General features: G+C 42.4%; 12 protein-coding genes and 1 pseudogene. 7 read left to right on the forward strand and 6 right to left on the reverse strand.

The window, feature by feature from the left end; genetic code table 11:
- Position 1: 1 nt before the first annotated feature.
- The gene (locus F957_RS02150; RefSeq protein ID WP_016543266.1) at positions 2–3,154 is read left to right on the forward strand and encodes an efflux RND transporter permease subunit; all 3,153 of its coding nucleotides are present in this window, start codon (positions 2–4) and stop codon (positions 3,152–3,154) included.
- A 38-nt stretch (positions 3,155–3,192) separates the two neighbouring features.
- Here F957_RS02150 and F957_RS02145 read toward each other — a convergent pair whose 3' ends face one another.
- The 4 genes from F957_RS02145 to msrB all read right to left on the reverse strand — a co-directional run bounded on the left by F957_RS02145 (position 3,193) and on the right by msrB (position 5,666).
- The gene (locus tag F957_RS02145) at positions 3,193–3,816 is read right to left on the reverse strand and encodes a LysE family translocator (protein WP_016543265.1); all 624 of its coding nucleotides are present in this window, start codon (positions 3,814–3,816) and stop codon (positions 3,193–3,195) included.
- A gap of 72 nt (positions 3,817–3,888) precedes the next feature.
- Positions 3,889–4,728, reverse strand: coding sequence for an AraC family transcriptional regulator (locus tag F957_RS02140; RefSeq protein ID WP_016543264.1), 840 nt, complete (start codon positions 4,726–4,728; stop codon positions 3,889–3,891).
- 33 nt (positions 4,729–4,761) lie between these two features.
- Positions 4,762–5,250 (reverse strand): glutathione peroxidase, encoded by a 489-nt coding sequence (locus tag F957_RS02135; RefSeq protein WP_016543263.1) that lies wholly within the window; start codon positions 5,248–5,250, stop codon positions 4,762–4,764.
- Positions 5,247–5,666 carry a peptide-methionine (R)-S-oxide reductase MsrB gene (gene msrB / locus F957_RS02130; RefSeq protein WP_016543262.1) on the reverse strand — a complete coding sequence of 140 codons (420 nt, stop codon included), beginning with the start codon at positions 5,664–5,666 and terminating at the stop codon, positions 5,247–5,249. The genes F957_RS02135 and msrB overlap by 4 nt, the downstream gene beginning before the upstream one ends.
- A 240-nt stretch (positions 5,667–5,906) precedes the next feature.
- Between msrB and F957_RS02125 the strand changes: the two genes are divergently transcribed.
- On the forward strand, positions 5,907–7,337 hold the full coding sequence (locus tag F957_RS02125; RefSeq protein WP_016543261.1) for a pyridoxal phosphate-dependent aminotransferase: 1,431 nt from the start codon (positions 5,907–5,909) through the stop codon (positions 7,335–7,337).
- A 62-nt stretch (positions 7,338–7,399) separates the two neighbouring features.
- On the opposite strand, the gene F957_RS02120 is transcribed toward F957_RS02125, so the two are convergent.
- The gene (locus F957_RS02120) at positions 7,400–8,302 is read right to left on the reverse strand and encodes a tetratricopeptide repeat protein (RefSeq protein WP_016543260.1); all 903 of its coding nucleotides are present in this window, start codon (positions 8,300–8,302) and stop codon (positions 7,400–7,402) included.
- Between the two features lie 215 nt (positions 8,303–8,517).
- On the opposite strand from F957_RS02120, the gene dnaE reads away from it, so the two are divergent.
- The 5 genes from dnaE (at position 8,518) to F957_RS02095 (ending at position 16,894) form a co-directional block, all read left to right on the forward strand.
- On the forward strand, positions 8,518–12,081 hold the full coding sequence (gene dnaE / locus F957_RS02115; protein ID WP_016543259.1) for a DNA polymerase III subunit alpha: 3,564 nt from the start codon (positions 8,518–8,520) through the stop codon (positions 12,079–12,081).
- A 13-nt stretch (positions 12,082–12,094) separates the two neighbouring features.
- Positions 12,095–12,934, forward strand: a complete 840-nt coding sequence (locus F957_RS02110) for an RNA methyltransferase (protein ID WP_016543258.1) — start codon at positions 12,095–12,097, stop codon at positions 12,932–12,934.
- Positions 12,927–13,739: a serine O-acetyltransferase gene (cysE, locus tag F957_RS02105; RefSeq protein ID WP_016543257.1), complete on the forward strand. Its 813-nt coding sequence runs from the start codon at positions 12,927–12,929 to the stop codon at positions 13,737–13,739. The genes F957_RS02110 and cysE overlap by 8 nt, the downstream gene beginning before the upstream one ends.
- A 113-nt stretch (positions 13,740–13,852) precedes the next feature.
- Entirely contained in the window at positions 13,853–14,752 is a 900-nt protein-coding gene (locus F957_RS02100; RefSeq protein WP_016543256.1) for an ABUW_2363 family tetratricopeptide repeat lipoprotein, read from the forward strand.
- Between the two features lie 123 nt (positions 14,753–14,875).
- Positions 14,876–16,894 carry an esterase/lipase family protein gene (locus F957_RS02095; RefSeq protein WP_016543255.1) on the forward strand — a complete coding sequence of 673 codons (2,019 nt, stop codon included), beginning with the start codon at positions 14,876–14,878 and terminating at the stop codon, positions 16,892–16,894.
- Between the two features lie 49 nt (positions 16,895–16,943).
- On the opposite strand, the pseudogene F957_RS21535 reads toward F957_RS02095, so the two are convergent.
- Positions 16,944–17,069 (reverse strand): annotated as a pseudogene (locus F957_RS21535) (FAD-dependent oxidoreductase); the annotation flags it as partial.

The following is a 17,069-nucleotide window of genomic DNA, read 5'->3' on the forward strand; positions in this document are numbered from 1 at the left end:
CATGAATTTCTCCGCTTGGTCGATCCGCAATCCTATTCCCGGCATCCTGTTATTTATTATGCTGGGTTTGGCAGGATTGCTGTGTTTTAAATGGATGAAGATCCAGCAGTTCCCCGACATTGAGCTCCCCATGGTGACGGTAACTGCGGCCCTACCTGGTGCTGCACCACCGCAACTTGAAACCGAAGTCGCACGTAAGATTGAAAACTCAATCGCAACCTTGCAAGGTTTAAGGAATCAGTACACCAACATTCAAGATGGTGTCGTCACTGTCACAGCAGAATTTCAACTAGAAAAGCCACTGCAAGAAGCAGTTGATGATGTACGTAATGCCGTGTCACAAGTACGTTCTGACCTCCCTGCCGATCTGAGAGACCCAATTGTCAGTAAGATCAATCTTTCTGGTTCCCCGATTCTGACCTACACCATCCAATCACCAAAGATGGATGAAGAAGCGCTGTCATGGTTCGTAGACTATGATATTGCCCGTGCCATGTTACAAGTCAAAGGTGTTGGCGCTGTCGCTCGTGTTGGTGGTGTCACACGTCAAGTTGAAGTCGAACTCGATCCTGAAAAACTGTTGGCGCTAAATGCAACTGCAACCGACATTACCCGTCAACTACGTTTGATTCAGCAAGATGCTTCTGGCGGCCAAACCAAAATTGGAGGCAGTGAACAATCCATCCGTACCATTGCGACGGTAAAAACCGCTGCTGAAATTGGTGCAATGGATATTGCCCTCAGCGATGGCCGACATATTCGTTTGGATCAGGTTGCAACTGTTCGTGATGGCATGGCTGAACGGCGCTCTGCAGCCTTATTGAATGGCCAACCAGTGATTGGCTTTGAAATCACGCGTAGTAAGGGTGCCAGTGAAGTCGATGTTGAAAAAGGGGTTGTTGTTGCTCTAGATAAACTCAAAGCGGCACATCCCGATATCAAAATTACTGAAGCATTTAACTTTGTAAAACCTGTTCAGGATAACTACGAAGGTTCAATGTCACTGCTGTACGAGGGTGCAATCTTAGCGATCTTGGTGGTCTGGTTATTCTTACGTGACTGGCGTGCCACTATCATTGCTGCAACTGCCCTGCCATTATCGATTTTGCCTGCTTTAATTGGCATGTATTTTTTTGGCTTTACCCTCAATACTGTTACGCTTTTAGCCATGTCACTGGTGGTGGGGATTCTGGTTGATGATGCCATTGTTGAGATTGAAAATATCATCCGGCATTTACGTATGGGGAAAACACCTTACGAAGCAGCCATGGAAGCAGCCGATGAAATTGGTCTGGCCGTAATTGCCACAACATTTACGCTAATTGCGGTATTCCTACCCACGGCTTTTATGAGTGGTATTGCAGGTAAATTCTTTGTTCAATTTGGTTGGACAGCGGCATTAGCAATTTTTGCTTCACTACTTGTTGCGCGTTTACTCACCCCGATGATGTCCGCCTATCTCCTAAAACCTTGGATAGGCAAAGTCGAACCACAGGATGAATCTACATCAGCCCAAGTCATAAGCGACCAAGGCAGCAGCAGTCTTGCCAAAGACCGCGCCAAAGATGGTAAAGTCATGCGTGGCTATATGCGATTGGTGACATGGTGCCTCAATCATCGTTGGTTCACTTTAAGTGGTGCAATTGCCTTCTTCGTCTGTTCAGTTTTACTGATTCCATTGTTGCCAACAGGTTTTGTTCCTCCACCCGATACAGGACAAACGCAGGTTCGTTTGGAGCTTACCCCAGGTTCACAGTTTGCAGACACACTCAACACTGCTGAATATGCACGTACACTGATTAAAGATCATCCCGAGATTAAAAGCATCTATACCACCATTGGTGGTGGTGCTGCGGGAACAGATCCTTTTGCCGGTGGTGCATCCAGTGAGCCACGCAAAGCGACCCTGACCATTCAAACCACGGAACGTTCTGATCGTAGTGCCAGCTTACAAGACATTGAGGAGCAACTACGCCAACGTCTTGCCCCAGTTCCGGGTGCACGTATTCAAGTCGGTTTAGCGGGTAATAATAGTCAATACCAACTGGCTTTATCAGGTGATGATCCAGAAGCATTAATGGCAACTGCCCGTAGCCTTGAACGTGAATTACGTACCATTCCAAATGTAGGCAGTATCACCTCCAGTGCGGCTTTGATTCGCCCCGAATTAGTAATTCGTCCAGACTTTGCCAAAGCAGCTGATTTAGGTGTGACCACCTACGATATTGCGGAAACTTTACGCATTGCGACTGCGGGTGACTTCGATCAAAACTTGGCAAAACTCAATCTGTCTCAACGCCAAGTACCTGTAGTGATTAAACTGCCATTGGCTGCTCGTCAAGATCAGGAGCTCATGAAACGCCTGATGGTGAAAGGGAGTCGAGGTCCTGTGATGCTCGGTACCATTGCGGATGTTAATATCGAGAGTGGTCCATCACAAATTGACCGCTTCAACCGTTTGCGGAATATTAATTTTAATATTGAGCTGAATAATCAACCTTTAGGGGATATTGCTGCCAAAGTCGATCAACTACCAACTATGAAGAATCTCCCCCCTACAGTAAAGCGTACCAATATTGGTGATGCTGAGGTGATGCAGGAACTGTTCTCTAGTTTTGGTTTAGCGATGCTGACAGGCGTTTTATGTATCTACGTCGTATTAGTATTGTTATTTAAAGACTTCTTGCAGCCAATTACCATTCTGGTGGCCTTACCTCTATCACTGGGTGGTGCATTCGTGATGCTGCTGTTAGCCAAAAGTAGTTTCTCGATGCCAAGTTTAATTGGTCTGATTATGCTGATGGGGATTGCCAGTAAGAACTCGATTCTACTGGTCGATTATGCAATTATCGCAAGGAATGAAAAGCATTATTCGCGATTCAATGCATTATTGGATGCCTGCCATAAACGGGCACGCCCGATCATCATGACTACGCTGGCAATGGGTGCAGGAATGCTGCCAATTGCGCTCGGCATTGGGACTGATCCAAGCTTCCGTGCACCAATGGCAATCTCAGTCATTGGCGGCCTGATTACCAGTACCTTCTTATCGTTATTGGTGATTCCTGTGGTGTACACCTTTATCGATGATATAAATCGCAAGATCCATAGCTTTAGGAAGACACCACCTCAATCTGTTGAACAGACTCAATAAACTCGCATAAAAAGACGGTCATTTGACCGTCTTTTTATTTAATATATGATCAGTACCAGCATAAACAACAAAAAACTGAATCCTGCTAAATAATATAAATGGCGCAGATGCCGATTCAACCAAGACAGGTAAATGTTTGAACCGATCAATTGAACGATAGCGAGATTCCAGATCAGCACCAAACCCACCATCCAAAAACACAGTAAAGCATTTTGAACAAAATTATATTGCGGATAAATCAAGATTACCAATACCGTATAGAACATCAAATTTTTCGGGTTTAACAAACTTGAAAGTAGGCCTGATAGAAAAGCCTTCAACTCAGCATACTTTTGCGGTTGATCAACGCGTTGTTCAGCAAGTTGCTTAACCCTCTGTGCTGATTGAGCCAAACGGAAACATTGAAAAGCCACATAAGCAAAATAAACAACACCCAACCACTTCATAAGGATGAATAACGCTGTATTCACCTGACCAATGATAAATAGACTCAAATAAATGCTGATCAGTATGATGGCATTCCCCAGCGCAATGCCTGCACAGGTAAATCTCGCAGCCTTTTTCTGACTCTGCATCAAGGTTTTCAAAATTAGAAAGAAATCTGCGCCGGGTGTCAGTAACGCAATAAAATGTGTAATCGCAATGCTCAGAAACAGCTCCATAACTACTCTCCAAATAAATTGGAGTCAGCTTAAAAAAGTGTTGCGTTTCGTTCTTGTATAAAATTGCGTGGACTAAGATTTTTTATAATATTGTTTAGGGGTTATGCCAGTATGTTGTTTAAAAACGCGATGAAAATGACTTTGATCAGTAAAATCCAGTTCGTATGCCAATTGCGCTAAATCACATCCTTTTCTCAAGCGTTGACGGGCTTGATTGACCTTATCATTCAATTGATAGGCATGCGGTGTTAAGCCAAAATAATGTTTAAATAAACGAATTAATACATAACGGCTGAGTTGCATCTTTTCAGCAAGCTGTTGCAGTGACAGTCCCTCAATATTGTCCTCGAGACATTCAAGTAAATTAGGTAAATACTGTTGAAAATAGCGAGGAGGTTCAATTGTCTCCCAGTTAAAATAAGGGAGTAATATATGGGTTAACACCTGAATTAAATGATGTTCTTTTTCTAATAGTGAAATTTGTGGATTAAACAAAACTGCATTTAAGCTCGAAAATGCCTGATAAACACTCAGCTCATTTATAACACTAGGTTTTAATTGAGGTAAATACGGCGCATCAAAATCAACGTTTAGATCCGTATGATGTTGCAGCTCCTCTATCAATGCAGTCAACCATGCCGCATCCAAATGCATCATCTGGTAGCTCCATGCCTGATTTGGCAAAGGATTACAGGAGTGTTCTACATGAGCTGGAATAACAACAATACTGCCAGCCTGAATCAGTTGGTCTTGGGCAAAAAAACTTGAAAAATGACTTTGTCCCGCATCTACTGCGCCAATCGAAAAGGTCGGATGGCTATGTGATTTATAGCAGATTCGACTTTGACATGCCCTACGCGTTTCCACATAAGGCATGTCTGGATCACTCCAGAATTCAACAGTTGAGTCCAAAAGAATTCAAACCTCAACCAAAACTTTGCTCATTTATTTCTTCGCTAATGCTTTTTCAATATCAGCTTCTAGGGCATCTGGCTTGGTAGTAGGTGCATAACGCTCTAAAACCTCACCATTACGCCCCACCAAAAACTTGGTAAAATTCCATTTGATATTACGACTCCCCAAAAGCCCCTTCGCTTCACGCGTTAAATAACGGAAAATCACATGTGCTTCAGGTCCTTTCACATCCACCTTGGCAAACATGGGAAAACTGACGCCATAATTGCGCTGACAAAATGCCCCGATTTCCTTATTGGTGCCTGGGTCTTGTCCTCCAAATTGATTACATGGAAATCCTAAAACCTCTAAGCCTTGAGCATTATATTTTTCATAAAGTTTCTCAAGTCCCGCAAACTGCGGAGTAAAACCACACTTGCTGGCAGTATTTACAATCAGCATGACCTTGCCTTTATAATCAGCGAGCGCTTTTGTTTCTCCCTCTAACAATTCAGCTTCAAACTGATAAATGTTACTCATGGATACGTTTCCTCGTCGTTCTTTTCTTCTGTTTTAAGTTGTAATGATGCCGAATTCACGCAATAACGCAGTCCTGTCGGCTGTGGACCATCCTCAAACACATGGCCCAAATGTGCATCGCAATCATGGCAGACAATTTCTGTTCTGACCATACCGTGTGATACATCTTCATGTTCTTCGATTGCAACACTATCAATAGGTTTAAAAAAGCTCGGCCAACCACAACCACTATCATATTTTGTTTCTGAAGAAAATAATTCCGCACCGCAACAACGGCAAACATAAGTACCATGTTGTTTATTGTTCCAATATTGCCCAGTAAATGCGGGTTCTGTGCCCTTTTGACGAGTGATGCGATATTCTTCAGGTGATAATTCTCTTTGCCATTCTCGGTCCGTTTTATTCACTTTTCCCATAACCTGCACCTTTTATTCTGATGTTAGAACTATCTTAATGATCAGGTTTTATATTTACGCCATTCAAAAAAAAAACTCTAGTCTCAGATCGTATAATTTAGTGAAATTTAAACACTTTAATTATTAATAGCAAAAAGAAAGCAAATTAAAAATCAAAAGTAAGCAACTTTTAACAATATTGTCTTCTTCGTGAGCAAATATAGTGTTATGCTTATTTCGCACGGTGATATAGGACAAACAATGTCTCAGAAAAAAAGTGTGGTTTTTCAAAACCTCTTACCAACGATCAGACAATATCAACAATCAGGTTTTACTCATGAAAAAATTGTTGAATTGTTGAGAGATCAACACGATCTGAATTTGGTAAGTGTAGAAACCTTTAAAAGTTATTTATACCGATATGCAAAAGTGAATCCAGCTATGTCAAAAAATACTGTTGTTTCCCAGTCTAATCAATCAAGCCGAGAAATTAAAAAATCATCTAAGCTTGAGCATGTTTGTTATGACATTCGTGGACCAGTATTACGCGCCGCCAATGAAATGGAGGAGCAAGGACATAAGATCATCAAGCTAAATATCGGCAACCCTGCACCTTTTGGTTTTGAAGCCCCTCAAGAAATTATTAACGATGTTGCATTAAACCTTCCAAATGCAATTGGCTATACCGATTCAAAAGGGATTTTCCCTGCACGTAAAGCCATCTGCCAGTATTACCAGCAGAAAGGTATCTTTGATATGCATGTCAATGATGTGTATGTCGGAAATGGTGTTTCTGAACTGATTGTGATGGCGATGCAAGGTCTGCTTGATGACGGCGATGAAATGCTGGTACCTATGCCCGACTATCCACTATGGACAGCGGCAGTGAATCTTTCAGGTGGAACTGCAATTCACTATAAATGTGATTCTGAAAATTATTGGTATCCAGACATTGCGGATATGGAAAGCAAAATCACACCAAATACGCGTGGTATTGTAATTATCAATCCGAACAACCCAACAGGTTCCGTCTATCCACGCCATGTGTTGGAGCAAATTGTTGCCCTAGCGAAAAAACATGACCTGATTTTATTTGCCGATGAAATTTACGACAAAATCGTTTATGACGGCATTGAGCATGTGGCAGTTGCAGCTTTGGCTGGCGATCAACTGTGTATTTCATTCAATGGTTTGTCAAAAGCCTACCGTATTGCAGGTTATCGCGCGGGTTGGATGGCAATCACAGGCAACAAAGCACGTGCGGCTGACTATATCGAAGGCTTAGACATGTTGGCTTCCATGCGTCTATGTGCCAATCACCAAGCACAATATGCGATCCAAACTGCGCTCGGCGGTTATCAGTCGATTAATGATTTGATTCGCCCAGGCGGTCGCTTATACGAACAACGCAATATTGCATGGGAAATGCTGAATGAAATCCCAGGTCTGAGCTGTGTTAAACCTGATGGTGCGATGTACTGCTTCCCTAAACTTGATCCAACAGTTTATCCAATTGAAGATGATGAAAAACTGATGCTGGATCTTTTAAAGGCCGAAAAAGTGCTGCTGGTTCAAGGTACTGGCTTTAACTGGCCAACACCGGATCACTTCCGCGTGGTGTTCTTGCCTGCCGAAAATGAACTGCGTGAAGCTATTAATCGCTTAGGCCGTTTCTTGGCAAAAATGCGCTAAATTTAAGTTATGAGGTATCTTTTGCGGAGATACCTCATTTTCATATTCACCATCAAAGCATATTAATCGTCAGCTGATTGAAGGGTATCCCATAAATCTTCGTATTCTTTGGCTTTCTTTAAGTTTTTGGTCAAACCAAACCCGCCTTTTTCATACAAACGAGATAGAGACAGCAAGGCATCCATTTCATCTTGTGAAAAAGCCAGCTCATAAAATTCAACCGCTTTTTTATAATTCTTCGCGACGCCTTTGCCTTCTTCATACATGTACGCCATATTATAAGAACCTAAAGCCTCTTCCGCTTTGGATGCCAAACTAAATAAGCGCATCGCTTCTTTATAGTCCTGCTTAATCACGCTATTCCCTTCTAAGTAGAAAATACCGAGATTATTGATCGCTCCTGCTTCATCTTGCTTAGCAGCCAATTGATAATAATGCACCGCCTTATTCAAGTCCTGAGCAACACCTTTCTCTTCATCTCCCTCTTTATAAAGATGACCGAGCTCAACTTGTGCCAAATCCAGCCCCGCATCAGCAGACTTGGTCATCCACTCTAAACCCTTCTTGGTATTGGCTTTAACACCTTCATCTCCATTCAGATACATATAACCGAGATAATACTGTGCTCTTAACTGCCCTTTCTGCGCTGCTTGGGTATACCATTTTAAAGCGGTTGGGTTGTCTTCCTCAGTACCTTCACCATAGTTATACATATAACCGACAGAGAAAATTGCATCGGCATTACCCTTTGCTGCAGACTTCTTAAACCACTCTAATGCTTTACCAAAATCCTGTTCGACTTCAATGCCATAATAATAAGCATCACCTAAGTTATTCTGAGCAATCGCATCACCATTTTTAGCTTGTTGTACCAATTCTGGGCTATACGGCACATCATCTGCATGGCTTATGCTAAATAAACTGCTGGTTAATAATATTGAAAGTACGATATTTTTTAATTTCATTATTTGGCTCACATTGCTACATTTTTATGCGGTTATATTCTAACGGCAAAACACTTTATGTAAACCAATATTTATATTTACATAAAAATCAAAAACTAATTTTTAATATTCTATAAAAATAACAAAGCAAAAACACGGTTTGCCAAAATATTAGGCATGTCATTTTCGGTTTGCATGCTAAACTATGCGTTGCTTTGAAAAAGGATAGTCCTTCTATGCGGTTTGTTCATCTCGGTATCCACACAGAATTTTCGATCACGGAATCGATTGTTCGCATACCTGATTTGGTCAAGGCTGCCATAAAAGATGAGATGCCTGCTTTAGCACTCACTGACTTATCCAACCTGCATGCCGCAGTCAAGTTTTATGAGGCTTGCTTAAAAAAAGGCATTAAACCTATATTAGGTAGCGTGATTCGACTCAACGATGCAGAACACCGTGCAACCTTATTGGCAACCAGCAGCACAGGTTGGCTGAATCTGACTGAAATTGTGTCACGTGGCTTTATTGAGGGCCAACAACTCAGTATCCCCTGTGTACAAAAAGAATGGGTACTTGAGCAATCCGATGATTTGATCGTCTTGCTTGGACAGCATAGTGATGTCGGTAAAATGCTCTGCTCTTCTAATCCACAAAAAGCTGAACCTTTATTGGAAGCATGGATTGAGAAGTTTGGGAACCGTGTCTATTTGGCCTTAACACGCACTGATCGCCCTGGTGAAGAGGATTTTATTCAGCAAGCGGTCAAGCTCGCTGCCAAATATCACATTGCTGTGGTCGCACATAACGATGTGCACTTTGTTGAACAAGACGATTTTGAAGCCCATGAAGCACGGGTGTGTATTGCTGATGGTTATGTCCTTGGTGATGATAAACGCCCCAAAAATTACAGTATTGAACAATATTTTAAAACGGGCGAACAAATGTCTGAGCTGTTCTCAGACATTCCAAGTGCGATTGAAAACACTTATCAAATCGCAAAGCGCTGTAATGTTGCCTTGCAACTCGGCACCTATTTCTTACCCGACTTCCCGATTCCTGATGGCTATACCATCGACACGTATTTCGAGCATTTATCACGCACGGGCCTAGAAGAACGTTTAAACCATCTTTATCCAATTGAAGAACGTGATGAGGATTGGGCCGAGATTCGCAAGCCTTATGATGAGCGGATCAAGTACGAAGTCGATATTATCCTCAAAATGGGATTCCCTGGCTACTTCCTGATCGTCATGGACTTTATTCAATGGGCGAAAAATAACGGTGTTCCTGTTGGCCCTGGCCGTGGTTCAGGTGCAGGCTCCCTCGTCGCCTATAGTTTAAAAATTACCGACCTTGACCCCTTACGTTATGATCTGCTGTTTGAACGTTTCTTAAACCCAGAACGTGTTTCGATGCCCGACTTCGACGTCGATTTCTGTATCGCAGGCCGTGACCGTGTGATTGAATATGTGGCACAGAACTATGGTCGTCAAGCGGTATCACAGATTGCCACCTTCGGTACCATGGCGGCAAAAGGTGCGATTCGAGATGTGGCACGGGTCTTAGGTAAGTCTTATGGTCTTGCTGACCGTATTTCCAAAATGATTCCAACTAAACCGCTGGGTGTCGATTTGGTCACAGCGATTGACATGGAGCCACAGCTTAAAGATATCGTCACCAACCCATCCAACCCTGACAATGACGATGCGGCTGAAATTTGGGAAATGGCGCTCAAACTCGAAGGGATCACCCGTAATACAGGGAAACATGCGGGTGGTGTGGTAATTGCACCAGGGAAAATTACGGATTATTCAGCCGTACTCTGTGATGCCGATGGCACCAACCGTGTTGCGCAATACGATAAAGATGATGTTGAAGCCGCGGGTCTGGTCAAGTTCGACTTCTTGGGCTTACGTAACTTAACCGTCATTGAAGATGCGATTCAAAATATTAATAAACGCATCAAATCTGAGATTCCACTGAATATCTCCAATGTCCCACTTGACGATAAAGATGCCTATTTAGTCTTTGCGGAAGCCAACACCACCGCGGTATTCCAGTTTGAATCCGTGGGCATGAAAAAAATGCTCAAGGAAGCAAGACCAAGTAAATTCGAAGAAATTATTGCCTTCGTTTCCTTGTATCGTCCTGGCCCAATGGATCTGATTCCAGACTTCATCCATCGTATGCATGGGGGTGAGTTTGAATATCTGCACCCATTGCTTGAAGGTGTATTAGAACCCACTTACGGGATTATGGTTTACCAAGAACAGGTGATGCAGGCTGCACAGTTCTGTGCTGGCTATACCCTCGGTGGCGCGGATTTACTCCGTCGTGCTATGGGTAAAAAGAAACCTGAAGAAATGGTGAAACAGCGCCAGATCTTTATCGAAGGTGCATCGAAAAAGGATATTGATGAAGCGACTGCGAACCATATCTTCGACTATATGGAAAAGTTCGCCGGCTATGGTTTTAACAAATCCCATGCGGCTGCTTATGCCTTGGTTGCCTACCACACAGCTTGGTTAAAAGCGCATTACCCTGCTGAATTTATGGCAGCCGTTTTATCTTCGGAAATGCAGAATACCGACAGTATCGTGTTTTTGATTGATGACTGCCGTAATAATAAACTCGAGGTACTGCCACCTTCCGTAAATATGTCTTTGTATCATTTCCATGCCAGCGACGAAGCAACCATTGTGTATGGTTTAGGCGCAATCAAAGGTGTCGGTGAACAAGCGATGCAATCGGTCATCGATTCACGTATCAATGAAGGTCCATATAAAGATTTATTTGATTTCTGCCATCGTATTGATCTGAAAAAAATCAATAAGCGTACCTTAGAAGCACTGATCCGTGCAGGTGCATTGGATTGTCTGGGGATTGAACGCTCTAGCCTGATGGCACAGTTACCTGAAGCGGTACAAGCGGCTGAACAAGCACGTAGCAACCGTGAAACAGGGATTATGGATCTGTTTGGTGAAGTTGAAGAAGTTCAGCGCAAACCCGCCAAGCCCGTCAAACCATGGTCGGATGAAGTCCGTTTAAAAGGTGAAAAAGATACACTTGGTCTCTACCTCACAGGTCATCCAATTGATGTATATCGCCCTGAATTAAAATCATTTATCCCTGCAAAACTCAATGAACTGACGCCGACTCGTCGAGGTGTTACCACGGTTTTTGCGGGTTTGGTGGTGGATATTGCCAACTTCCCAAACCGTATCATGATCACACTAGATGATGGTACAGCCCGTGTTGAGATCAGTTGTAACCACGAACGTTTCCAGCGCTATAAAGACATTGTTCGCTTAGAACAAGTCGTGGTGATTGAAGGTGAAATTTACGAGCGTGAAGGCTTTGATCGCCCAATGGCACGCCTCAGCAAAGCCTTCAACTTAAATGAAATTCGTCAGAAACGCGCGCAAAGTATTCAGGTTCGCCTACCTCATGATCTCATGACCAAATCTTTGGCCAAAGATTTGCAAAATATTCTATTGCCTTATTGCAATGTCGATATGTGCCAGCACATTGGATTACAAATTCAACTAGAACAAAGCTTTGCAAATGCGGAACTCCATCTCGGTCCGCAATGGAAAGTGGTGCCACTGGATGAGTTGCTTGGTAAGCTTCGTGATTATTTTGGTAAAGAATCGATCTTCATCGAATACCAAGTAAAATCAAAAGCGGCCAAAGTCGCTGAAGCACCGAAAGTCAGTGTTGTGCCACCGCCACCAGACAATATGTCTATGGATGAAGCGCTTGATCTTTACCAAGCCGATGTCTCTCAATATTCTTAATTTTGGATGATATATGAACCTGTTTGACTCAAATAGCGTGTCCAAACATTTGGATCATGTGCGTATTGTTATGGTCAATACCACTCTGCCAGCCAATATTGGTAGCGCCTTACGCGCTATGAAAACCATGGGTTTATCAAAACTGGTCTTGGTTGCACCAAAAACCTACCCACATCCCGATATCGATGCTTTGGCAGCAGGTGCACAAGATTTAATTGAACAAATTGAAATTGTTGAGACCTTAGAACAAGCGATTCAAGATTGTCATTTGGTTTTTGGAACCAGTGCCCGTAGCCGCACTATTCCATGGCCATTACTGGATGTTCGCCCTGCTGCACAGGAAGCACTACAAGCCGCAACCAAAGCACAGCATATTGCAATTGTATTTGGTCGTGAAGATCGTGGCCTCACCAATGAAGAATTGGCTTTAGCCAATTATCACTTAACCATTCCAGTAAATCCTGAATACGGTGTTTTGAATGTCGCTCAAGCCATTCAAGTGGTTTGTTATGAACTTAGAATGGCTGCATTGGAACAAAACAGCACAGTGACAGAAACAGCAACTGATCACATGCAACTCAAACAGCAACAAAGCATGGAGTGGGATGAGCCTTTAGTCACGCAACAGCAAATGGAACAGTTCTATCCGCATTTAGAAAAAATGCTGACAGAAATCGAGTTTCTTGATCCGAATAATCCTCGTTTATTGCCATTACGCTTGCGTCGCCTGTTCGGAAGGATACAATTAGATCGTATGGAGTACCATTTATTGCGCGGGATTTTCAGTCGCGTACAGGCGCTTGCCAAAGGTTCATGGAAAAAAACAAATACGGAGGATCATACTCATGATTAAACAGCTAAAAGAAGATATCGAAGCTGTATTTGCACGTGATCCCGCGGCCCGCAATACGCTCGAAGTCCTCACCACATACCCAGGGATTCATGCCTTGATCATGCACCGCATGGCGCATGAACTCTGGAAAAAAGAATACAAAGGTAGTGCTCGCCTACTCTCCTCATTTAGCCGTTTTGCCACTGGAATTGAAATCCATCCTGGTGCAAAAATTGGCAAACGCTTTTTTATCGACCATGGCATGGGTGTGGTGATTGGTGAAACAGCTGAAATTGGTGATGATGTCACCTTGTATCATGGCGTGACCTTAGGTGGAACAACATGGAATAAAGGTAAGCGCCATCCGACCCTCGAAGATGGTGTAGTGGTTGGGGCTGGTGCAAAAATCTTAGGACCATTTACGGTACATAAAGGCGCTAAGGTTGGTTCAAATGCTGTCGTCACCAAAGAGGTTCCAGAAGGTGTAACTGCTGTCGGCAACCCTGCCCGCTATATTTTTAAAGACAAGACTCAAATTGAACCAGACGAAGCTAGCCGTCGTGACTATGCTGAAAGCATTGGTTTCCAACCTTATGCCACGACCCAAGATCAATCTGATCCAATTCTGGAAGGTATTCGTGTTTTATTAGATCGTATGCAGAAAAATGAACAACAAATGAATGTACTCTGCAAGCGATTGTCTGAACTTGATCCAAGTTTCAAACCACAAAACTCAAAAACTCAACCATTGAGTAAAGAAGAACTCAAAATTATTGAAGAAGTTAGACGTGAGTGCGAAGCACAGAACAAAACTTCAGCAACATAGTCAAATATATAAAAAATGTAACACGCTTTTCATTGCAAGTTGGTTTTGCTTTTCCTAGACTGGTGAAACCAACGATCTACTTCTCATTTAACTAAAATTAATGGATGTAAAGCATGAATTTTAAGCCTTTGGCATTACTTGTACTTTCAACTTCTTTTTTGACGGCCTGTGGCATCGCCCCAGTTAAAAAAGACAAGGTTGCTGAACCATTTGTGTTCAAGGAACCAGATCCAACTCCTGCATTCTATGCTTTAAATCCAGTTAAATATGATGCTCCACCAAGCTTTGAAGTTGCGATCAAAGATGCAGCTGCTCAGCCTGTCACAAAAATGGTCGTGACCTTACAAAGCGATCCAACAAAATCAACCACGCTGGATATCAACAAACTGATTATTCCAACCATTGATAACAAGCAACGCAGCATGAAATATGCAGTTCTTGCTGGTGATAATGAAGTTGATGTCACTGAAATTGATGACTTTTTACAACTGGTAGAAGGTAAAGCCCGCCACTACCCACCTCGTTTCCCTGAACGTCAAGAACGTAAAGGTTATGAAGTCAAGTTAAGAGAAACGACACAGAAATTAGATGCTTTAGCTGAAAAGCCAAATGCCTCTCTAGACGTATTGACGCGTGCTTTTAAAGCAAGTGTGATGGCACGTAACCTCGACTTAGGTACCGCTTACACCTCAAAATCCTTGACTTATGCACAACGTATTCTTGCAATTAACCCAAATGACCCAGAAACTAACTTCTGGTTTGGTTTTGGCTTGTCTGAAGGTGGCGGTCAACGTGAAGCCATTCCTTATTTAGACAAAGCCATGAAAGGTGGTGTTCAAGAAGCTTATCTTTCTGCTGCCAACAACTATCTCTGGTTAGAGCAAAAGAAAAATGCGATTCAAACTTTGAAAAACTACAAAGTAAGCTATCCAGATGAAGCGGAAGTGACTGACCGCTTGATCAAAGAAGTTGAAACTGGCAAACGCTGGAATGTATGGCAAGTTCTCAACTAATTGGAACTGGTTAGATTTGTAAAAATAGACTGTCGTGTACAGTCTATTTTTTTATCTGTCATTGAAAAAACATTCGATTTTCGTATTATAGCAAGAATCTCCCAACGAACTTGCTGACATATCATGCTAGCATTTACCCCCAATAAACGTTTATTTTTTATCTCTCTATTCAGCACCATGCTGATCAGTGGCTGCCAAGTTGTCAGTCTTAAGCAGCAAGCAGTGAATGTAACGATTGCTAACGAACGTAATAGTATTCTTACGCAAAAAAAGCTCAGCGAAGCCAGCCTCAATGTCCTGTCGATGTCTGGCAAAGAAGCCAAAGTGTGTATGCAAACACCAAATGAGTGCATTGCAGACTTACATAAAATCCCACAAATTCAGGATGAGCAATTATTATCGACTGCGAGTGAATTATATCTTTCCAAAGCACTCACCCTTTCAGATTCTTCCGAATGCAAAATCAGTAAATTGACAAAACACAAACCAGAAGAAGAACAGAAAACCATTCAAAAGACTTATGAGCAATGCTTAGATCAAGAGTTAGAAGCTTTAGACAAAAGTATTCGCTATAGCTATGCATATCTTTTCAAAACAGCACGCCAACCGCAAGAACGCATTTTTGATAACCGTCAGGTTCAGATTCGAGACTTTTACAATCAAGCTCTAACCAAACTGGTGAATGTGCATAGTTTAAGAAACCCAGCTAAAACGATTAATCCCACAATTCAGATTGGCAAAAGCACCTACACCATCGATATTCAGTCCTATCAACGTCTACAAAATATGAAGTTGGAAAAATTTATTTCCAGCTATAACATGAACTTTTCAGGCTTAAGAGCAATTAACCGCCGAGATGGTTTCGGTTCCGATTTCGTTGCAGTGTTTCCTTCAACGGATGCTGCCCATGGTGAAAATAAATATATTCTTGATCCATTAAGTTATAGCTATCCGAATGGACTTAACCCCAATATTCATAAAGCTCGTTATTTGGCTGCAACCATCATTGCACAACCCAAGAATGCCGCCGCAACGATTAACGATGTTTTAAATAACCCAAACTTTGAAGTAAAGGTTTATGACCCTTATAGCGTAGAGAAAGTGAGTATTGCAGGTAAAGAATATTCGCTTGCCGCCAATTTCTCTGCACCTTATGGTCTTTGGTTAGCTGAAAATAATTTAGGTGCAGCAGCCTATTTAACCTTAATTGATCGTGATCAGCATCTCACCATGCCACATCTATATATGCTGGAACCCTATAATCCGAACAAAAAAGTAATCGTATTGGTACATGGTCTTGCCAGCAGCCCAGAAGCATGGATTGCCGTAACCAATGACATTATGGGTGATGCCGTATTGCGAGAGCATTATCAAGTATGGCAGGTCTTTTACTCAACCAATATGCCAATTCTAGAAAGTCGCTTCCAGATTTATGCGCTTTTAAAACAAGCTTTTGGCTCCTTGAATGATAAGGATGCAGCAGCCCAAGATGCGGTGTTAATTGGCCATAGTATGGGCGGGATTATCAGCCGACTCTTGGTGAGCAAAGCTGATATTTCCCAGCAGGCACTCACCATGATGAGTAGCCGTCAACAAACGCGTTTACGTAAACACCCTGTCATTGGTGAACGACTCAAAATGGAACCGATTACTAATTTTGATCGTGCGATTTTCTTGGCTGCTCCACATAAAGGTACTGATTTTGCCGATCGTTGGTTTACACTGGCGGCACGTAAAATCATCAAACTCCCTGCAACCTTCTTGACCACTTTGGCAGATACACTCACCAGTGATGACATGGATTTAAAAGAATTCGTTAAAACACTCACCAATGATGTGATTCAAAATGGGCCAAGTGATCTCAGTAAAAAATCCAAATTTATGGAGTTAACTGCCTCTATTCCGCCAGAAAATGGACTAATTTTTCACTCGATTATGGGTAACATTACCAAAAGTGATGATCCAAATGTCATTACAGATGGGATTGTTCCTTATAAAAGTGCACATTTAGATGGCGCCGTTTCCGAGAAGATTTTCACGGGCGGTCACTCAATCCAAGAGACACCTGAAGCTGTTCTAGAGTTACGACGTATTTTACGTGAACACCTTGTCGATCATGGTTTATATAAACCCAAAAACTAAATACAATAAAAAAGCCCCAACAATGTGGGGCTTTTTTAGATCAAATCATTTATACACCAGAACGGATCATATAATCAAAGGCAGATAGTGATGCTTTCGCGCCTTCACCTGTGGCAATGATGATTTGCTTATATGGCACTGTAGTACAGTCACCTGCGGCAAAGACACCTTTGAC

The organism is Acinetobacter gyllenbergii CIP 110306 = MTCC 11365 (assembly GCF_000413855.1).
Lineage (GTDB): Bacteria > Pseudomonadota > Gammaproteobacteria > Pseudomonadales > Moraxellaceae > Acinetobacter > Acinetobacter gyllenbergii.